General features: G+C 66.5%; 18 protein-coding genes. 5 read left to right on the top strand and 13 right to left on the bottom strand.

Annotated features, from left to right (window positions below):
- Positions 1 to 17: 17 nt before the first annotated feature.
- On the bottom strand, positions 18 to 305 hold the full coding sequence (locus AB0J29_RS09370) for a hypothetical protein (RefSeq protein ID WP_364781911.1): 288 nt from the start codon (positions 303 to 305) through the stop codon (positions 18 to 20).
- Positions 306 to 413: 108 nt separating this feature from the next.
- Here AB0J29_RS09370 and AB0J29_RS09365 point away from each other — a divergent pair, with 108 nt between their 5' ends.
- From AB0J29_RS09365 to AB0J29_RS09355, 3 genes are all read left to right on the top strand, one after another.
- Positions 414 to 1,058 carry an SUMF1/EgtB/PvdO family nonheme iron enzyme gene (locus tag AB0J29_RS09365; protein ID WP_364782328.1) on the top strand — a complete coding sequence of 215 codons (645 nt, stop codon included), beginning with the start codon at positions 414 to 416 and terminating at the stop codon, positions 1,056 to 1,058.
- A 358-nt stretch (positions 1,059 to 1,416) separates the two neighbouring features.
- Positions 1,417 to 2,445 (top strand): AraC family transcriptional regulator, encoded by a 1,029-nt coding sequence (locus AB0J29_RS09360; RefSeq protein WP_364781908.1) that lies wholly within the window; start codon positions 1,417 to 1,419, stop codon positions 2,443 to 2,445.
- Positions 2,446 to 2,798: 353 nt separating this feature from the next.
- On the top strand, positions 2,799 to 3,188 hold the full coding sequence (locus AB0J29_RS09355) for a nitroreductase family deazaflavin-dependent oxidoreductase (RefSeq protein ID WP_364781905.1): 390 nt from the start codon (positions 2,799 to 2,801) through the stop codon (positions 3,186 to 3,188).
- Positions 3,189 to 3,296: 108 nt separating this feature from the next.
- Here AB0J29_RS09355 and AB0J29_RS09350 read toward each other — a convergent pair whose 3' ends face one another.
- Both AB0J29_RS09350 and AB0J29_RS09345 read right to left on the bottom strand, forming a co-directional pair.
- On the bottom strand, positions 3,297 to 3,950 hold the full coding sequence (locus tag AB0J29_RS09350) for a TetR/AcrR family transcriptional regulator (RefSeq protein ID WP_364781902.1): 654 nt from the start codon (positions 3,948 to 3,950) through the stop codon (positions 3,297 to 3,299).
- A gap of 32 nt (positions 3,951 to 3,982) precedes the next feature.
- A complete protein-coding gene (locus AB0J29_RS09345) occupies positions 3,983 to 4,588 on the bottom strand; it encodes a helix-turn-helix domain-containing protein (protein ID WP_364781899.1) in 606 nt (201 codons plus the stop codon).
- A 549-nt stretch (positions 4,589 to 5,137) separates the two neighbouring features.
- Between AB0J29_RS09345 and AB0J29_RS09340 the strand changes: the two genes are divergently transcribed.
- Positions 5,138 to 5,764, top strand: coding sequence for a histone deacetylase (locus tag AB0J29_RS09340; RefSeq protein ID WP_364781896.1), 627 nt, complete (start codon positions 5,138 to 5,140; stop codon positions 5,762 to 5,764).
- Positions 5,765 to 5,844: 80 nt separating this feature from the next.
- On the opposite strand, the gene trpA is transcribed toward AB0J29_RS09340, so the two are convergent.
- The 10 genes from trpA to AB0J29_RS09290 all read right to left on the bottom strand — a co-directional run bounded on the left by trpA (position 5,845) and on the right by AB0J29_RS09290 (position 17,182).
- On the bottom strand, positions 5,845 to 6,654 hold the full coding sequence (gene trpA / locus AB0J29_RS09335) for a tryptophan synthase subunit alpha (protein ID WP_364781893.1): 810 nt from the start codon (positions 6,652 to 6,654) through the stop codon (positions 5,845 to 5,847).
- Positions 6,651 to 7,901 (bottom strand): tryptophan synthase subunit beta, encoded by a 1,251-nt coding sequence (gene trpB, locus AB0J29_RS09330; RefSeq protein WP_364781890.1) that lies wholly within the window; start codon positions 7,899 to 7,901, stop codon positions 6,651 to 6,653. The genes trpA and trpB overlap by 4 nt, the downstream gene beginning before the upstream one ends.
- 556 nt (positions 7,902 to 8,457) lie before the next feature.
- Positions 8,458 to 9,603, bottom strand: coding sequence for an acyl-CoA dehydrogenase family protein (locus tag AB0J29_RS09325; RefSeq protein ID WP_364781886.1), 1,146 nt, complete (start codon positions 9,601 to 9,603; stop codon positions 8,458 to 8,460).
- Positions 9,604 to 9,770: 167 nt separating this feature from the next.
- Entirely contained in the window at positions 9,771 to 10,817 is a 1,047-nt protein-coding gene (locus tag AB0J29_RS09320; RefSeq protein WP_364781883.1) for an alpha/beta hydrolase family protein, read from the bottom strand.
- A gap of 66 nt (positions 10,818 to 10,883) precedes the next feature.
- The gene (locus AB0J29_RS09315) at positions 10,884 to 11,783 is read right to left on the bottom strand and encodes a lysophospholipid acyltransferase family protein (protein ID WP_364781880.1); all 900 of its coding nucleotides are present in this window, start codon (positions 11,781 to 11,783) and stop codon (positions 10,884 to 10,886) included.
- A 242-nt stretch (positions 11,784 to 12,025) separates the two neighbouring features.
- Positions 12,026 to 13,489 (bottom strand): GTPase HflX, encoded by a 1,464-nt coding sequence (gene hflX / locus AB0J29_RS09310; RefSeq protein WP_364782325.1) that lies wholly within the window; start codon positions 13,487 to 13,489, stop codon positions 12,026 to 12,028.
- Between the two features lie 233 nt (positions 13,490 to 13,722).
- A complete protein-coding gene (dapF, locus tag AB0J29_RS09305) occupies positions 13,723 to 14,610 on the bottom strand; it encodes a diaminopimelate epimerase (RefSeq protein WP_364782322.1) in 888 nt (295 codons plus the stop codon).
- Between the two features lie 27 nt (positions 14,611 to 14,637).
- Entirely contained in the window at positions 14,638 to 15,483 is an 846-nt protein-coding gene (locus AB0J29_RS09300; protein WP_364781877.1) for a TrmH family RNA methyltransferase, read from the bottom strand.
- The gene (miaA, locus tag AB0J29_RS09295) at positions 15,480 to 16,397 is read right to left on the bottom strand and encodes a tRNA (adenosine(37)-N6)-dimethylallyltransferase MiaA (RefSeq protein WP_364781874.1); all 918 of its coding nucleotides are present in this window, start codon (positions 16,395 to 16,397) and stop codon (positions 15,480 to 15,482) included. The genes AB0J29_RS09300 and miaA overlap by 4 nt, the downstream gene beginning before the upstream one ends.
- Positions 16,394 to 17,182 (bottom strand): hypothetical protein, encoded by a 789-nt coding sequence (locus AB0J29_RS09290; protein WP_364782319.1) that lies wholly within the window; start codon positions 17,180 to 17,182, stop codon positions 16,394 to 16,396. Before AB0J29_RS09290 ends, miaA begins: the two co-directional genes overlap by 4 nt.
- Before the next feature lie 263 nt (positions 17,183 to 17,445).
- On the opposite strand from AB0J29_RS09290, the gene AB0J29_RS09285 reads away from it, so the two are divergent.
- A complete protein-coding gene (locus AB0J29_RS09285; RefSeq protein ID WP_364781871.1) occupies positions 17,446 to 18,876 on the top strand; it encodes a DUF349 domain-containing protein in 1,431 nt (476 codons plus the stop codon).
- Positions 18,877 to 19,092 lie beyond the last annotated feature (216 nt).

Below are 19,092 nucleotides of genomic sequence, written 5' to 3'. Positions count from 1 at the left end.
GTACGACAAGTGCTTCCTCAGCGCGGCAGATGCGGCAGGACGGCGGATGCCACGGCCCGGGTCACCACCGGATTCGTGCTCTGCACCGTGACGATCGGCAAGAGGCGTGCGCTACGGCGCTGCTGCACTCCCGAGAATTCGTCTCCGACAACGAGATCGACGATCGAATCAGCGTGGCTCTCGTACTCGAAACCGGTGTATCTGTCGTAACCCTGCTGTCGTGCCTGCGCGGGAATGGTCGTGGACTCACGGTATTCGAGAGCGTGACATGGGCAAAAGTTGTTCAGCCGCATCGGCATTGCCATGATCGGCCAGGCGCCGGAGTTCGGCGAACCTCTCCCATCGGGTCGGCGGCGTCCGAATCCACGATACGCATACATTACTATCGGCTAGCTATGCGTGCGGAAATCGAGATGGTCACGCTGCCTGCGGGGCACGTGACGCTGTCGGATCGGCGGACCCAGCGGAGTTGGGCGGTCGAGGTGGCAGGATTTCGGTTGGCGGCGTTTTCGATTACCCAGTCGCAGTACGAGCAGGTCACCGGGGAGTTGCCGAGTGCGACGCACGGTGATCGGCTGCCGGTCGAGAGCGTTTCGTGGTTCGATGCGGTCCGGTTCTGCAATGGTCTGTCGCTTGGTGCGGGTTTGCCGCCCGCGTATCGCGTGCAGGACGACGAGGTCACGTGGGATGCCGATAGCGATGGGTACCGGCTGCCGACCGAAGCCGAGTGGGAGTATGCGTGCCGGGCGGGCACCGCGGGTCCGCGATATGGCGAGCTCGACGAAATCGCTTGGTATCGCGGCAATTCCGCGGAGCACGTGCACGAGGTCGGCGGCAAGCTGCCGAATGCATGGGGCCTGTACGACATGCTCGGCAACGTCTGGGATTGGTGCTGGGACATTTACGACGCTGAGGTGTACGACTCGTATCGGGTGCTGCGCGGGGGCGGGTGGTCCGACGAGAAGTGGAGCTGCCGGGCCTCGGTGCGACGGCGCAGCCATCCGACCTACCGCATCGATGATGTCGGATTCCGGATAGCGCGTTCGATATCCGTCTGAGCCCGCACTTATCGCTTGCCGACCGAGAACATCGATAGCTTGCGCTTGCCACGCCCGTCCAGCGCGCATCAATCCGGTCACCGCTCGCAACCGTATGCGCGAGGCCGGGTACCACGTCGACTCACGCTTCAACGCCGGTCCGCGCGGCACCGTAATCGCTCGCTGGCGGCTGTATTTCCGGATTCCGGCGGCACCGCCCCATCGCGTACCGATCCCGGAGTCCTGCCATCCGCCCATCGGCAGTGCGAAGCTGAACAGATTCGCGAACGAGCCATTGATTTTTCTGCGATGGATAAGAAAGGGTTGATACGTTCCGCCGATAGCACGACGGGACCAGCTTCGACGAGGATGCAGTTCAGTGTTCGATTGGGATCTACTGCGTAAAACATCCAGCGTGCATGTGCTGATGCAATTGGCACAACAACGCGGCATGCCGCCGGAAGCCTGTCTCGAGGGCACGAAACTGGTGCCCGCGGCGATAAACGATCCCGATGCCGCGGTGACGGCGCATCAAGAGGTGCGCGTCGTGCGCAATCTGCTCGCGCGATTCGGCGCCGAACCCGGATTGGGCGTCGAGGCCGGGAACCGCTATCAGTTGGCTCTGTACGGGCCGTGGGGGCTGGCGCTGCTCAGCAGTCGCACGGTGCGCGAGGTGATCGAGGTTTCGCTGCGCTATGTCGATTCGGCCTTCGCCTTCGGCCGGTTGACCTTCGAGGAGGGACCGGAAGAGTCGCGGCTCGTCGTCGACGATTCGGAGATTCCGGCGGATGTGCGCGCCTTCTTGACCGAACGCAACATCACCGGCATCCAGACCATCAGCCGGGAGCGGTTCTCCGCGGGTGTGCCAGCCACCCGGATCAGCTTCCGCCATCGCGCGCCGGCGGATACGACGCGCTACCGGGACGTCTTCGGGGTCGAGCCGGAATTCGACGCGGCGGTCAACGAATTGGCCTTCGACAGTGCGTATCTCGATGTCGCGCTGCCGCAGGCAACCGAATGGGCGCGCGGAACATGCGAACAGCTGTGCCGCGATCTGCTCACCGCCCGCCGCGCTCGCAGCGGTGTCGCCGGTTCGGTGCGCGATCTGCTGGTTCGCAATCCTGGCGAGATTCCGGACCAAATCGCCATCGCCGCAGCGCTTTTCATGAGCCCGCGCACACTGTCACGCCGCCTCCGCGACGAAGGCACCTCCTTCCGCGGTCTCCTCGACGAAGTACGCCAGATGATGTCGGAGGAACTACTCAGCCACACCGATATGACCACCGAACAAGTGGCCGCCCGTCTCGGCTACGCCGAGGCCGCCTCCTTCATCCGCGCATTCCGGCGCTGGCAAGGCTGCCCACCGCAGGAATTCCGAACACGCGGGACGCTCGTCGGAACCAGATAGCCCTGGCCCACGCGTTGCGGCAGCCCGCGGCGGCCAGTACGGCCGCGACTACCGCGCTCAACACTCCCCGGCGCTTCTTCGGTGGCGGCGGTGCGACCGTGCGTCCCGCGAGCGCATCCTGTGCGGCGGCGGCGAGTTCACCATAGGTGGCGAATTGGTGCGCCCGATTCTTCGCCAGCGCGCGATCGCATTGTCGAAAGCCGCTGGCAATGTGGGATTCTGCGGGATCTACCCCTCCCGCCGATGGACGGTAGATTGAGGACGTGAACAGTGGTGGAGAGCCTGAGCCGGTGGAGTTTCGTCCTGAGCGGCGGTACCGGCCGGGTCGCTGGCGTCGTATCGAGAATGTCGTCATGACGGCGTTTACCAGTGGCGGTTTGGTGCCGCACTCATATGTGTTGACTACGGTGGGGCACCGAACCGGCCTGACTCGACGGAACCCGGTCACTGTCGTGGACCACGACGGGCGGCTGTGGCTGGTGGCCCCGTACGGGGCGGTGCCTTGGGTTCATAACGCCCGCAACGCGGGGCGAGTGACGCTCACCCGCCGGCGCGGGAACCGCACCTACACCATCCGAGAGGCGTCTGCGCAGGAGGCCGGGCCGGTGCTCCAGCGCTATGTGCAGATCGCCTCTGCCACTCGACGCTACTTTCAGGCCGACCGGAACGATCCGGTTGAGCGGTTTGTCGCGGAAGCCGAGCACCACCCGGTGTTCGAACTCACCTCGATCGGCGCTGGGTAGTCCTCTTCGAGAGGCCAGTTTGCCCGTGATCGGCTCGACCCGAGACCGGAACGACAGCGATCGCCATCGCCGACGCCGGGCCGCTCCCTCCGTCACCGTCGAAAGACGCTATGCGCGCAGTGCTGACGGTTCACTCGCCGGCACTGGCGCACGGAGGAACAGATAGTCGAACAGCGCCAGAATCCGGTCGATGCCGAATTGCTCGGGATGGTCGAGCACTAGGCCCGCCGCGGTTTGGATGGTGCACTGTACGACCTGGGCCAACACGTCCGGATCCACGCCATCGGCATCGGGCTGCTCGGTCAGCCACCGCCCGAGTGCCTGCCGCAGCGGTGAGCGCAATTCGTCGCGCGCCGCGGTGAGCGGGTCCCGCAGTGCCGGCGGCACACTGTCGATCGGGAAGTAGATCAGCCGCCAGGTGTCGGGCATCGAGCAGACCTCGGTGAGGAAGTGCCCGAGCATCGCAGGCAGCTGTTCTGGTGCGGCGGAACCGAAGTCGGGCGTTGTGGCGGTCGAGCGGGCCACCGCCGCCGCCATGCGGGCAGTCTCGCGTTCGATGAGCGCCTCCAGCAATTCGCCGCGGCTGCCGAAGGAGTCGTAGACGACCGGCCTGGTCACCCCGCCGCGCTCGGCGACGGCGGCAATACTGACGCTGGTGAACCCCGCCTCCGCCACAATGCGTAATGCTGCGTCGAGTAGTTGCTCACGTCGGTCGGCAGGCTGAAGCCGCCTGGCGTACTTGCGTTTAGGTGCTCGAGGCATCGATAGCTCATGGGGCGCCGTTTCGGCCATCGCTATTTCTCCCCGACTCCGGCCCCGGCGACCGCCCGGCGTGCCAGCCAGCGCAGTGTCTCGGATACCGCTGCGCGCCGTTGCGCGCCACCGTCGGCGAGCACAAGTCTGGCGCCGGTTTCGCTCACACTGATCACCGCGTGGCTCAACAACTCCTCATCGATTTCTCGCTCGGTGAGCGCGGCCATCAGCCCGAGCACCTTTCGACTGCGCGCCCGCAGGGCCGCACGGCCGCGATCCACCCGTTGGTGCGCGGTTTCGGGCAGTCCCTCGCCGTGCATGAGCACGAATCGCCAGCTCTGTGGCGCGGCTGCGACGAGGTCGAGAAAGATATCGACGGCATCGGCCGAGACGTCCGCCGCTATGGCGGCCAGATCCACGTCCTCCTGGAATACCGGCATAGCCTCGGCCGCCATGGCGAACACCCGTTGTTCCTCACGATCGAACAATGCCTCGAACAAGTCGTCCCGATCGCAGAATTCGGCGTACAGCGCGGGTCTGGTCAGGCCCGCCGCTCGCGCGATCGCATGCATACTGGCGCCGGCGTAGCCCTCGCGCACGATCAGGTCCCGTGCCGCATCGAGAATGTCGTCGCGTCGTGTTGACAATTACCCCTCCAATGTCGGCCGACTGACGCCTGTTTCAGATCGCTTCCGGCTGGCAGAAGTGTACGCATTCCGTTCGCGCGCCGCGGATTCCACTTCCCAACGCGCGAGTGACGCACCGCCGCAAGGGATGCGTCGAATTCGATCCCGTTGTATCCGTGCGGCGCCCGCCGATAATCGGTACAGGTGTCGAATCCGTCCCAGACAATATGGGCTGTTGGGACAGCTTCGAAGGACAGCGATGTCTGCCATGTCGGCAGCGCCGACGCGCGCACTCAACGGATTGGTGACCCCACGGCGGGAACCGGGCCACGCAGCTCTACAACTTCCCGATGCGGCCGCCGTGCGGTGACTCGCCTACTTTCCGCCGCCGGCGGAGATACGGGCGCCCGAACTCACCGTTATCGAACACCGGCCGGTGCATCCACCGCTGCCGAACTCGCTGGTGGCGGACGTGCTCACGGGCGCAAGGCACTGATGCCACCACCCGTGGCATGCTCGTCTTATCGGCGATTCCAACCCGAAGGTGGGTGCGATGCCTGGACCAGCACCATGACCGAGACCGTGTGGTATGCGTCATACGGCTCGAATATGCATCTGAGCCGCCTGCGCTGCTACCTGGCCGGCGGCACACCCAAGGGCGGCGCGGTAACACTCCCCGGCTGCCGCCACCCGGCCGAACCGCCGCGGTCCGTACCACTCATGCTTCCCGGCGTGCAATACTTCGCCACCGAATCCCTGACCTGGACCGGCGGGCGAGCCTTCTACGACCCCGACGCCCACGGTGCGACCGCCGCCCGCGCCCACCTGGTCACCATCGACCAGTTCTGCGATATCGCCGCCCAGGAGATGTACCGAACCCCCGGCACCGACCTGGGCCTGCGCGAAGCAATCACCCGCGGCCGCTCGACGCTGGGTCCCGGTCGCTACGAAACCGTCGTCTGCACCGGCACTTTCGAAGGACATCCGGTCCTCACCATCACCGCACCTTGGCGCTATACCGACCTCCCTGGCAACCCACCGTCGGCCGCCTACATCCGCCACCTCGCCGCGGGCCTGATCGAATCCCACACCTGGACAGTCGAAAAGATCGCCGCCTATATCGCGACCCGCCCCGGCGCGGATCTAGGCTGGACCGCCGCCACCATCACCACCCTGCTGGGTTGTCAGGGCGCGTGAGACCCCAGCCGAGTTGACCACGATGATCCGTGAAATCCACCATGCCGTGCGGCACCTGCGGACCATGCGTAACTCGGCGGTCAGCTCCGGACGGCGGTGGCGAGGGAACTCGTCAGGGTTCGGACAGCTGTCAGCGCAGCCGACTCGTCGGGCGCGTCGAGTAGGGCCTTCACCAGCGCGGAGCCGACGATGACACCGTCGGCGAAACCCCCGACCGCAGCGGCCTGATCTGCGGTCGAGATACCGATGCCGACGCAGACTGGCAGATCGGTGACCGCCCGAATGCGCTCGACCAGGAACCCGGCGGTCTCGCCGACCGACGCGCGGGTGCCGGTGACACCCATCAGCGAAGCGGCATACACGAATCCCGAACCGGCAGCGGTGATTTGGGTCAATCGCTGGCTGTCGGTGCTCGGCGCGACGATGAACACGGTGGCCAGGCCATGCGTGGCCGCCTGTTCGCGCCAGCTGGCGGATTCCTGGACTGGTAGATCCGGCAGGATGCAGCCCGCCCCGCCAGCCTCGGCGAGTTCCGTGGCGAATCGTTCGACCCCGTAGCGCGACACCGGGTTCCAGTACGTCATCACCAGGACCGGTTTACCGGTGGCCCGATGCACCTCGCGTACTGTGAACAGCACGTCCTTGATCCGAGTGCCGCCGCGTAGGGCGATATCGGCGGCGGTCTGGATGACCGGACCGTCCAGGATCGGATCGCTGTGCGGCAGGCCGACTTCAAGGATGTCGGCACCGGCGTCGAGGGCCGCTGTCATGGCGGTGATGCCGCGCTCGACGGTCGGGAAACCAGCGGGCAGATAGGCAATGAGTGACGTACGCCCTGCCTGTCCAGCCGCGGCCAGGGTCTCGTTCAGCAACTGGATGTTTCCGCTCACTGCTGTCCCTCCGATGCGGTCGCTTCGGCACCCCGGCCGAAATAGCTGGTCGCGGTATCCATGTCCTTGTCGCCGCGGCCGGACAGATTGACCAGGATCAATCCGTCCGCGCCGAGCTCCCTGCCGAGATCCAGCGCACCGGCCAGTGCATGGGCGCTTTCGATCGCCGGGATGATGCCCTCGGTTGCGGACAGCAGGCGAAATGCCTGCATGGCATCGTTATCGGTGATCGGGCGGTACTCACCACGACCACGGTCGTGCAGAAAAGCATGCTCGGGGCCGACACCCGGATAATCGAGTCCGGCCGAGATCGAACACGCCTCGGTGATCTGTCCCTCCTCGTCCTGGAGAACATAGGAGCGCGACCCGTGCAGAATGCCGGGCTCGCCTGCCGACAACGACGCTGCGTGCCGACCGGTCTCGATGCCGTGTCCGGCGGCTTCACAACCGATGAGCCGCACGTGCTCGTCGTCCAAGAAGGCGTGGAACAGCCCGATCGCATTCGATCCGCCGCCGACGCACGCCACGGCAGCGTCCGGCAGCCGCCCGGTGCGTTCCACTATCTGCCGCCGGGCCTCCACACCGATGACGCGCTGGAAATCGCGGATCATGGTCGGGAATGGATGCGGCCCGGCGACCGTGCCGAAGATGTAGTGCGTGTTGTCCACGTTCGTGACCCAGTCCCGGAACGTCTCGTTGATGGCATCCTTGAGAGTGCGTGACCCGGAACCGACCGGAACGACCTGCGCCCCCAGCATTTCCATCCGGGACACATTGAGCGCCTGCCGCTTCATGTCGACTTCGCCCATGTAGACGGTGCATTCGAGCCCGAACAGCGCGCATGCGGTGGCGGTCGCCACCCCGTGCGAGCCCGCGCCGGTCTCCGCGATGACCCGCGGCTTGCCCATCCGCTTGGTGAGCAGCGCCTGTCCGAGCACATTGTTGATCTTGTGTGACCCGGTGTGGTTCAGGTCCTCGCGCTTGAGGAAAACCCGTGCTCCTCCGGCATGTTCGGCGAACCGGGGCACCTCGGTCAGCGCCGTGGGCCGCCCCGCGTAATGGACGAGCAACTGCTCGAGCTCGGCCACGAACCCGGGATCACAGCTGGCCTTCTGATATGCCGTAGCCACTTCCTGCACGGCAGTGACGAGTGCCTCCGGGATGAACTTGCCGCCGAAGTCGCCGAAATACCCTTCGGCGCTGGGATTCTGCCCCTCCGGGGCAGGAATGAAGAATTCGCTGGTCATTGTCGACACGCTCCTGAGCCGGAACACACGTTCCGGTGCGATGGCTGGTGAAATCACGAGAACGCGTACCCGTGCAGCGAGGAACCGGCCGCAAACGGCCCGAAACGCCCTCAGTTACCTCGCACGGTGCGCGACGCGCACCGCCATCGCATCCCGTTGACCTGACCCGGCTCGGAGCCGATCACCCATCGCACCCGGCGTCCGTGCACCCGCCGCGCGGGAGCCCGGCAGCCGCGCGGGCGGCAACCAGGAGCAAGACGGACAGCGATGGGCACGCAGGAAGGCTAGCAGCTACCAGCCGGACCGGAACAACGCCGGGTCACCGCCGACCCCGAGCGGCACTGAAATATCCTGTTGCACATAGCGTTCCGAACACAGATGCGGATATCTGGTGCCGCCGCGGGCCTTGGCTGCCGACTGCGGCCCCGCGGCCGGTTCGGTTAGCGCGCAACCAGCTTCACGATCGCCGACGAACTCGACAGTCGACCGCCGACCGTGTACACCCACGCCCACGAGGCGATCGAAGCCGTCGGCTGAGCCGGGAAACCGCCTCCCGTCAGGAGAGTTTCAAGCTACGGCCGATGATTTCCTTCATGATTTCGGTGGTGCCGCCGTAGATGGTCTGGACCCGGGCATCCATGTAGGCCTTGGCGATCGGGTATTCCTTCATATAGCCGTAGCCGCCGTGCAGTTGCAGGCAGCGGTCGATGAGATCGAGCTGCTCCTCGGTGCTCCACCACTTGGCCATGGCGGCGTCCTCGACGGACAGCTTGCCCGCATTGAGGTCTTCGATGAAGCGGTCGACCAGGACCCGGACGGCGGTTGTCTTGGTGGCCAGTTCGGCCAGCACGAAGCGAGTGTTCTGCTGGGCGCCGATCGGCTTGCCGAAGGCCTTGCGGTCGCGTACGTACTGGATGGTCATCTCCAGGCAGGATTCCATGGCAGCGGCCGCCACCACGGCGATCGACAGGCGTTCCTGCGGCAGGTTGTTCATCAGGTGGATGAAGCCCATGCCCTCGGTGCCGAGCAGGTTCTTGCCCGGGACGCGCACATCGGTGAAGCTCAACTCGGCGGTGTCCTGGGCCTTCAGGCCGAGCTTGTCGAGGTTGCGGCCGCGTTCGAAGCCGGGCATGCCGCGTTCCACGACGAGCAGGCTGAAGCCCATCGCACCCTTCTCCGGGTCGGTCTGGGCGACCACGATGACAATATCGGAGTTGATGCCGTTGGTGATAAAGGTCTTGGCGCCGTTGAGGATCCAGTCGTCGCCGTCGCGAACCGCGCGAGTCTTGATGCCCTGGAGGTCGGAACCGGTGCCCGGTTCGGTCATCGCGATGGCGGTGATGATCTCGCCCGAACAGAACCCGGGCAGCCAGCGCTGCTTCTGCTCATCGTTGGCGAGTTCGAGCAGATAGGGTGCGATCACATCGTTGTGCAGGGCGAAGCCGAGGCCGGAGTACTGGCCACGCACCGATTCCTCGGTGACGATCGCGTTGTAGCGGAAGTCCTTTACCCCGCCGCCGCCGAACTCCTCCGGCACGGCCATGCCGAGGAATCCCTGCTTACCGGCCTCGAGCCAGACATCGCGGTCGACAACGCCCTGCTCTTCCCACTGCGCGTGATTCGGCGCGACGTGCTGATCGAGAAACTTGCGGAACGATTCCCGGAACAGCTCGTGTTCGGGTTCGAACAGTGTGCGCTCCACGCCAACCTCCTAGTGACCACACGGCCGGTCCACACCGACCCGTCGTTGCTACATACGGTACCCGGAATGAGAACTATCGTTTACTTCTGGACCAGAAATCGCGGTCTCACCTCGAACAGCGGAGGAAATTTGCCGTACCGATCAGCAAATACAGAAGTGCGCCGACCCTAGGCGGGCAGCCCGAGGCCCCGTGCCAGGACCGGCCACGACGCCTTCAGCGCGTCTTCCCAGTAGCCCCAGGAGTGAGTGCCGGTGGGCTGGAAGTCATAGGTGGCGGGGATGCCCAATTGGTTCAGGCGAGTCTGCAGGTTGTGCGAGCAGTAGTTGGCCGCGGCTTCGAGTGCGCCGCCGACGGCGACCTGGTTGACGAGGCCACCGGCGCCGGGCAGCGCGTGCGGGCCGTTCAAGGTGTCCCATCGGCCGGGCATACCACTGCCGTCGGAGATGTACAGGTTCAGGCCGCGCAGTTGGTCGGCGTGCACGTACGGGTCGTTGGCGGCCCACATCGGATCACCCTGCGGCCCATACATATTCGCCGAATCACCGCCGCCCGCGGCGACGACGGCGTTCACGAAGTTGTAGCCGACCGGGTCGGAGATCTGCGCGCATCCGCTGTAGGCCGCCACCGATTGGTAGAGGCCCGGTGCGGCGATGGGCAGTTGGAGTACCGAAGTACCCGACATCGATAGGCCCGCAATCGCATTGGTGCCGTTCGCGCCGAGTCCGCTATCGATGAGCGAGGGCAATTCCTCGGTGAGGAAGGTCTTCCACATATTCACGCCGAGCACCGGATCGGGAGCGCGCCAGTCCGTGTAGTAGCTCCATTTGCCTCCGACCGGTGTGACCACATTCACATTCTTGTCGTCGAAGAACCGCGCGGCATCGGTCTGCGCCTGCCAGGTCGCCGAATCCTCCCCGCCGCCCGCGCCATTGAGCAGATACAGGGTCGGGCGCGGGGTGGAGGTGTCGGCAGGGCGCTGCACCTGGATCTCGATGTTCTTGCCCATCGCGGCCGAGTACACCTGCAAGGTCAGATTGCGGTTGTCGTGCACCGCGACATCGGCGACATACGAGCCATCGGACGAGCGCGACGAGGTGAGCAGTTTGCCGGACGCGATGACCGGATCGGCGACGCCGGCCGCGGACGCGAGAAAGCCACCCGATGCGGCGGGGAATCCCATCAGAACTGCTGTTACACCCGCCACTGCTGCCATTCGCACTCTCGTTCCAGCCATTCGGCCAAGGTATGGAGAGTTACTGACAAATAACTGAGAGCAGACTCAGAACAGACTGCGCAGTCGGCCGAAGAAGGTGCGACCCGGATCCCGATCGCGCTCGCTGAACAGGAACTTCAGCTCCTCCTCCAATTCCTTGCGCACCACGTCACGCAATTGCACCGCGGCGGCATGCTTATCCGGCGCATCCCGCCACGGCGTCGGGTCGATCGGCGCACCGGCGGAGAAGTAGAAGCGCTCGGGACGCGGGATGCCGGTCGGGCCGACGCCGCGGATCAGCGGCGGAGTCAGATCGCGGTTCAGACCGAGTGCCTCGACAGCCCAGCGCACCGGTCGCATGACCGGATGGTCGCCATCGAAGACGATGTCGTAGGCGTCGTCGACGCCGATCATCGCCACCGGCACGATCGGCGCGCCAGCCTCGATCGCCATATGCGCGAAGCCGGAGCGGCCCTCCCACTTGAGGACGTACTTCTCGTTCTTGCGGCGCACCGCTTCTCGACCGCCGCCCGGAAATACGATGACGGCTTCGCCGCGGGCCAGCAGCGCCAGGCAGTTGCGGCGGTTACCGCGCACCGAGCCGAAGTGGTGCAGCACCTGACGGATGCCGGGCACATTGATGAGCACATTCTCGGCCAGCCCGCGGATCAGTCGACCACGCCTGCGCAGCACCTCGGGCAGCAACAGCGGTGCATCGATGCCGCCCATCAGATTGTGGTTGCCGACCAGCAGCACCGGCCCCTCGGCCGGAATGTTCTCCAGACCGTAGAACCGCGGACTCGTCCATGCGCGCAGCGGCGCGAGCACGGTGTCGAGCACCCGAATATCGGTGTCGGTGAGCGAAACCGATAGTGGCGCACCGTCACTCAGCACCGGCGCATCGAGCGACGAAGCACCGGAACGCCGATCACCCGAATCGGCCTGACCGGAGTGGTCATGCGACATTTACCCTCCTGATGTCGATTCGATGACGATAGCGCAACGAATTCGCCTGCGCTCCTCCGCCTCTCGGGAACCTTTGCCGGCCCGCGAGTCGTTGGGCGACTCGGATCTGGCGAACCGGCGCCCGATCAGCGGGTTGCGTTTCGGACGTACCAGGCGAGTTGCCCATGTGTTCCCGAAATCAGTGGCGCGGAAGATGTCTCGTCGACCCACTCGGAAACCGCTCGCCGGCCGCTGGCACCCGCCTAACGAGTCCCATTCGCCTCCGATGAACCCGCTCCGTCGGCGTCGGCTGAACCACCCGCGTGCGCGTACGGCGACAACGCCGCCGCCAGTGCGTGCGGTACGCGGGCGCGTACCCGGGTGCCGCCCTCCTCATGCTCGGAGGTGGTGATGCGACCGTCCGCGTGGATGCGGGCGAGTAGATCGCCCCGGGTGTAGGGCAGCAGCACACTGATTTCGACGTCGAGGCCGCCGAGCACCTCAGCGAGGCGCTCACGCAGCTCGGTGATGCCGGTGCCCTTGCGCGCGGAAACGTAGGACGCGTCGGCCAACATCGCGCGCAGCCGAGTGAGCTCGACCGGGTCGACCGCATCGATCTTGTTGACCACCAACAGCTCCGGCGGTGCCGATATCCCGGATTGCTTGATCACATCGGTGATCACCTCGCGGACCGCCTTGATCTGTTCGGCGGGCAGGGGGTCGGAACCGTCGACGACGTGCAGCAGCAGATCGGCGCCGGTGACCTCCTCGAGGGTGGACCGGAAGGCCTCGACCAACTGGGTCGGCAGATGTCGCACGAATCCGACGGTGTCGGTGAAGACGACCTCGCGGCCGTCGTCCAGTTCGGCACGGCGGGTGGTCGGATCCAGGGTCGCGAACAGGGCGTCCTGGACTAGCAGCCCCGCGCCGGTCAACGCGTTCATCAGACTGGATTTGCCTGCGTTGGTGTAGCCGACAATGGCGACCGACGGGATACCGCTGGAGGTGCGACGGGCCCGCTTGGTATCGCGCGCGGTCTTCATTTCCCGAATCTCGCGGCGCAACTTGGCCATTCGCTCGCGAATGCGGCGGCGATCGGTCTCGATCTTGGTCTCACCGGGACCACGCAGCCCCACACCGCCACCATTGCCGCCCGCGCGACCACCGGCCTGCCGGGACATGGACTCACCCCAACCGCGCAGTCGCGGCATCATGTACTCCATCTGGGCGAGCGATACCTGCGCCTTACCCTCGCTGGAGGTGGCGTGCTGGGCGAAGATATCCAGGATCAGTGCGGTCCGGTCGATCACCTTGACCTTGACGACCTTCTCCAGCGCGGTCAGCTGCGCCGGGGTCAGTTCACCGTCGCAGATCACGGTATCGGCGCCGGTTTCGAGTACCACGGCGCGCAGTTCGTCGGCCTTGCCGGAGCCGATATAGGTGGCCGGATCCGGCTTGTCTCGACGCTGGATCAGTCCTTCGAGCACCTCCGAGCCCGCGGTTTCGGCGAGTGCCGCCAGTTCGGCCATGCTGGCCTCGGCCTGCGTCGCGGTACCGGTGGTCCATACCCCGACCAGCACGACCCGCTCCAGTCGCAGCTGCCGGTACTCGACCTCGGTGATATCGGTGAGCTCGGTCGACAGGCCAGCGACACGCCGCAGCGAGGAGCGCTCGTCGAGCTGCATCTCGCCCACCGTGGGGTCGGCGGTCCAACCGGACCGCCGCATCCGCGCGGCGTGCTCGGCGACGACATCGCCGGTGTCTTCCGTCGTGTCCTCGACGGCCTCGACGTGGTCGTTGTCGTCGGCGGCCGGAGTGAATTCATAAGTCTTCGATTTCCTCATACGCCATCCATGCTGCCACGACTGCTCCCCGTTGCGCATTCGGTTATCCCCGCACACGGCCGGCGTCGGTCCGGACCCGGCCAGCACCGCTCTGCTCAGGCGAGGGTTATCAGCACTCAGCTGGCCGACTGCGACGACCACCAGTTTTCCGCGATCCGACCGGTCGCAACCAGCACCGACGGTCCGCGCAACCAGGCCGCGCCCTCGGCGAGCCGAACGGTGACCTCGCCACCGAGCACCCGGACGCGCACCTCGCCGGTATCGGCGGCGATGCGGAAGCCGTTGGCGGACAAGGCGGATGCCGCGGCGGCGACGGTCCCGGTTCCGCAGGAACGGGTTTCGCCGACGCCGCGTTCGTAGACGCGCATATCGACCGCGCCGTCGACCAGTCCGGTCAGGATCTCGACATTCACGCCCTGTGGGAACAGGTCTGGATCGAAGCCTGGGGCGACGGTGAGATCGAGTTTGGCGAGCGCGTCCACGGACATGCTCGAATCGACGCATGCCAGGTGCGGGTTGCCGACGTCGATGCCGATGCCGGGGAGGGCCCAGCCGCCGATGGTCGCGGTCGAGGAACCGAGCTCGCGCACGATACCCATCCCCACGGTGACCTCGCCATCGGCAGGCCCACCGGCGTGCACGGTGACCGGACGAGCCCCGGCACGACTACCGACGACGTACTCCGTACGCGATTCGAGCCCGTTCGCCGCCAGGTAGTGCGCGAAAACCCGCACCCCGTTGCCGCACATCTCGGCGATCGAGCCGTCGGCGTTGCGGTAGTCCATGAACCAGTCGGTCTCGGCGATCCCCTCGGGAATCTCGGCGAGCACACCCGCGTCTCGCAGCGCACCGGCACGCGCCACCCGAAGCACACCGTCCGCGCCGAGTCCGCGGCGGCGATCGCACAGCGCGGCGACCCGGTCCGGCGTCAGGTCCAGCCGGACCTCCGGATCGGGCAGCACCACGAAGTCGTTCTCGGTGCCGTGGCCCTTCGTGAACTCGATATCCGACACGTCGCGCATTCTCCCTGCTTATCGTCCTCGAACCAACGTACGGCGCTGCCGCGAAATTTCGTACAGCGCGATCGCGGCGGCCGAGGGCGCACCGAGCGAGCTGGCCGTGCCGCCCATCGGGATATAGACCATATCGTCACAGGCCTGCTGCCAGGCCGCACTCATACCGCCGGTCTCATTGCCGACGACCAGGATCGTCGCCTCGGCGAAGTCGTAGTCGAAGACCGCGTCCGCGCCGTGCTCATCGGTGCCGACGATGCGGGTCGGGATGCCGCGCTGGACCTGCCGGTCGCGGAATTCGAGCACCTGTGCAGGCCCGGCCGCGCGGAAGACCGGCATGGCGAACAGCGAACCGGTGGATGCGCGGACCGTTTGCGGATCGTATTGGTCGGCACCGTGACCGGTCACGATGATGCCGCTGGCACCGAAGGCGTCGGCGGAGCGGATGAGTGTGCCGAGATTGCCTGGCGAGTTGGGACGGTCGAAAACCACCACGACGGGTGGCGCGGCATCACCGGGTTCGCCGGGCTCGAAAGTATCGAGCTCGGGTTGCCTGGATATCGCGATGGCCACCAATTCCGGTATGCCGCTGGACTTTTCGCCGAGATCGGCCATCAGCTCCGGCACCAGGCCGACCTGCGGCACACCGCTGGTCTCCAGTAGTTCGCGGGCCCAGGTCGACAGATCCGGTCCGCCGAGGCGGTAGAGCATCGTCTCCAGCGGCCAGTCGTTGGCGATCGCCTGGGTGATCGGCCGCACGCCCTGCACCAGAAAGCGGCCGTCGCGGTGGCGCTTGGTCCGATTGTTCAGATACGCCTGCCACACCTGGACCGAGGCATTGCGGGTACTCACACGACGTGTCACTGCGGCATCTGTTCCTTCTCTAACAGGGACAACGCGGTCGCGACCAGATCGGGATCGGCGCCGTCCACCCACCGCACCCTTGGATCGCGGCGGAACCACGAGCGCTGCCGCCGGACATAACGCCGGGTGCCGATCAGGGTGCGTTCCCGCGCGTGGTTCAGGTCGTATTCGTTGTCCAGATACGACAGGACTTGTGCATAGCCGATCGCCCGGCGCGCTGTGACGCCCGCGCGCAGACCCTTATCGATGAGCCCGCGGACCTCGTCGACGAGACCGGCCTCGAACATCAGCGCGGTGCGCCGTTCGATGCGCGCATCGAGTTCGGTGGTGTCGCGGTCCACGCCGATGATCACGGTGTCCCAGCGCGGTTTTCCGATGACCGGCGCCGAGGCCGCGAACGGGCGGCCGGTGAGTTCGACGACCTCGAGCGCGCGCACCATGCGGCGGCCGTCGGTGGGCAGGATGGTCGCCGCTGCCGCCGGATCGGCCGCCCGCAATGCGTCGTGCACCGCACCGACGCCGCGCTCGGTCAGCAGTGCCTCCCAGCGCGCGCGGACCGTCGGATCGGTGGCCGGAAATTCCCAATCATCGAGCAGCGCTTGGACATACATCATCGAACCGCCGACGATGATCGGCATCCGGCCACGCGCCATGATCTCGCGCACGTCCACACTGGCCGCGGCCTGATAGGCGGCGACAGTGGCGGTTTCGGTCACCTCGAGCACATCGAGTTGGTGGTGCGGGATATCCCGGCGTTCGGCGGGCAGCAGTTTCGCGGTGCCGACATCCATGCCCCGGTAGAGCTGCATCGCATCGATATTCACGATTTCGCCGCCGAGTCGTTCGGCGAGATCGAGACCGAGATCGGATTTGCCGGTGGCGGTGGGGCCGACGACGGCGATCGGCGTTATCACCGATCACCTCCCGGTGCGCTCGGCCGCCAGACGCTCACCTGATATCCGACGCCGAACGGGGCATCGCTGTAGAGGGTTTCGACGGAGGGCGCGATCGGGTCGGCGGCGAACAGTCCGGCGAGCACCTGATAGGCCGCGCGGCCGGACAGCCCGAGTTCGGCGCACAAGGCCGGATCCAGGGCGAGCAGTCCGGCGGCATCGCCTTCGGCCAGTGCGCGGTCCAGTTCGCGCTGCACGTCGACGGCGCGCTCGTCGAGGTATCCCGGTGCTTTGCGGGTCAGCGTCGCCGCACCGTCCGCGATGACGAGTACACCCGCCCGCTCGGGCGAATCGTCCAGCGCGGTACGCAACTGCGCGCCGATCCGGGCGCAGTCGTCGGCGGGGGTGTCGGCGGCGATAAGGGTGGTCGCGGCCACCGCCTCTGGCGCGACCTGACCACGCAACCACCCCGCGATCAGCGCAGGTAGCGGCTGCTGGGGATCTGCTGCGCCGGGCGTGTGCCGCGATCGCGACAGCGCGTCCTCCGAAAGCCCGACCCGCACGTTCGCACCGAAACCGCGGAAGGTGCCGACCGCATCCGGTCCTACGACCTGCGCGGCCGCGCCCACACCGACAACCGTCCAGTGCCGAGTCGTCGCGGCCAAGGCGCCGACCGCGGCGAGCGCCGCCGCGCGCAACACCGCGGGCGCGTCGTCGGAATCCGGCCCGGCCGCCCGCGCGACGGCGCCGCAGAGCTCGGGCACCAGGATCGGCGGCGACGGGACCAGGGCCGCAATGGAGAACACGCCGTAACCGTAGTCGTTCGCCGAATGTGCGATCCACACCACTGCTGCCGCCCCGCAACCACGGGCTTCGAGTGTCTCTGCCGCAAACTCGGCCGGGATTGATAGTGTTCGAGGTGCTACAACCCAGGTCATCACGGTTTGATTTCCCCGGGAATCATCAGTCGGAGGGCATTGATCGATGGTTTACCGGGCTCGAACCGGGTTCAATGGAGTGAGCTAGGACGTAACCAGGCAGCCGTGACGCGCGGCAGGGACGAGGAGCAATGAGCGATAGCAACGGAACGGCGAAAGCGACCCCCGGCAGCGCGCCGCGCCCCTCGGATTCCCCGAAGGCCGCCGCGCCTAAACCTTCCGCCACCCCGAAACCATCCGCGACCCCCAAACCGGGTGGGTCGACGGCCCATCCCAAGCCGCATGCGGTCAAGCCGGCACCGGGACCGGCCGCGCAGCAGCATCCGCATCCCGTGGTCGTTCCGACTGTCAGCGATCCGAGTGCGTGGGGTCGCGTCGACGACGACGGCACCGCATGGGTGAAAACCGCCGAGGGCGAGCGCATCGTCGGATCCTGGCAGGCCGGCGACGCCACCGAGGGCCTGGCGCACTTCGGCCGTCGGTTCGACGATCTGGCCACCGAGGTGGCGCTGCTCGAAGCGCGGCTGGCCGCCGGGGCGGATGCCCGCAAGACCAAGGCGGCCGCGGTCGCCATCGCCGAATCGCTGCCCACCGCTGCGGTGATCGGTGACGTCGACGGGCTGGCGCGGCGACTGCAGGCCATTGCCGAACACTCCGAAGAGGCGGCCGCGCACGCCAAGGAGGAGAAGGAAAAGGCCAGGCACGAGCACACCGAGCGCAAGGAAGCGCTGTGCGCCGAGGCCGAGAAGATCGCCACCGAATCCACCCAGTGGAAGGCCGCGGGCGATCGGCTGCGCGAAATCCTGGACGAATGGAAGTCCATCCGCGGCGTGGATCGCAAGGTCGACGACGCACTGTGGAAGCGCTACTCCAAGGCGCGTGAGGCGTTCAACCGGCGCCGTGGCGCGCACTTCGCCGAACTCGATCGCGAGCGCGCGGCCGCGAAGTCGCGCAAGGAAGAACTCTGCGTGCGCGCCGAGGAACTGTCCAGCTCCACCGACTGGGCCGGTACGGCCAGTGTGTTCCGCGATCTGCTCGCAGAGTGGAAGGCAGCGGGCCGGGCACCGCGCGAGGCCGATGAGGCACTGTGGCGGCGTTTCAAGAGCGCCCAGGACGTCTTCTTCGCCGCGCGCAATGCCGCCGTCTCCGAGCGTGACGCCGAGTTCGAGCACAACGCCGCCGCCAAAGAAGAACTGTTGGGCGCCTACGACCACATCGATCCGGCCGCCGGCCTGGACGCCGCCCGCGCTGCCCTACGCGAACTCCAGGACAAATGGGACGCGATCGGCAAGGTCCCACGCGACCGCATCCAGGAACTGGAAGGCAAACTCCGCGCTATCGAAAAGCGCGTCCGCGACGCGGTCGACGCCCAATGGCGCCGCACCGACCCGGAGGCCGTGGCCCGAGCCGCCCAGTTCCGCGAGCGCGTCGCCCAGTTCGAGGAACAGGCTGCCAAGGCAACCGCGGCAGGCAATAAGCGCGATGCGGAGAAGGCCCTGGAGCAGGCCAAACAGTGGCGCGAATGGGCCGAGGCCGCCGAAGGCGCAGTCAGCAACCGCTGATCCGGCGACATGCACTCCGGTGCGGACCTCATCGGTCGGCCCCGCGACCGGTTGCCGAACTCGGCTGCGATCGGCATCCGGCCGCCGGAGTGACTGTGCCCGGGTCCGGGACGCCGAGCGCCGAAGCGCGCGCAGGACAGCTCAGAGAGTCGCCAACTTCGATGAGCGCGCATGCTCCACCGAATCGAAGTTCTTACCGCATGCTCGCGAAATCGC

Source organism: Nocardia sp. NPDC049707, assembly GCF_040674855.1.
Classification (GTDB): domain Bacteria; phylum Actinomycetota; class Actinomycetes; order Mycobacteriales; family Mycobacteriaceae; genus Nocardia.
Note: the sequence above shows the minus strand (reverse complement) of the source record. Positions and strands in the feature narration are given on the sequence as shown.

Coding starts and splice junctions, on each gene's coding strand:
- AB0J29_RS09370 (WP_364781911.1), bottom strand. CDS start 305: ATGGCAATGCCGATGCGGCTGAACAACTTTTGCCCATGTCACGCTCTC.
- AB0J29_RS09365 (WP_364782328.1), top strand. CDS start 414: ATGGTCACGCTGCCTGCGGGGCACGTGACGCTGTCGGATCGGCGGACC.
- AB0J29_RS09355 (WP_364781905.1), top strand. CDS start 2,799: ATGACGGCGTTTACCAGTGGCGGTTTGGTGCCGCACTCATATGTGTTG.
- AB0J29_RS09350 (WP_364781902.1), bottom strand. CDS start 3,950: ATGCCTCGAGCACCTAAACGCAAGTACGCCAGGCGGCTTCAGCCTGCC.
- AB0J29_RS09340 (WP_364781896.1), top strand. CDS start 5,138: ATGACCGAGACCGTGTGGTATGCGTCATACGGCTCGAATATGCATCTG.
- trpB (WP_364781890.1), bottom strand. CDS start 7,901: ATGACCAGCGAATTCTTCATTCCTGCCCCGGAGGGGCAGAATCCCAGC.
- AB0J29_RS09320 (WP_364781883.1), bottom strand. CDS start 10,817: ATGGCAGCAGTGGCGGGTGTAACAGCAGTTCTGATGGGATTCCCCGCC.
- AB0J29_RS09315 (WP_364781880.1), bottom strand. CDS start 11,783: ATGTCGCATGACCACTCCGGTCAGGCCGATTCGGGTGATCGGCGTTCC.
- hflX (WP_364782325.1), bottom strand. CDS start 13,489: ATGCGGCGGTCCGGTTGGACCGCCGACCCCACGGTGGGCGAGATGCAG.
- AB0J29_RS09285 (WP_364781871.1), top strand. CDS start 17,446: ATGAGCGATAGCAACGGAACGGCGAAAGCGACCCCCGGCAGCGCGCCG.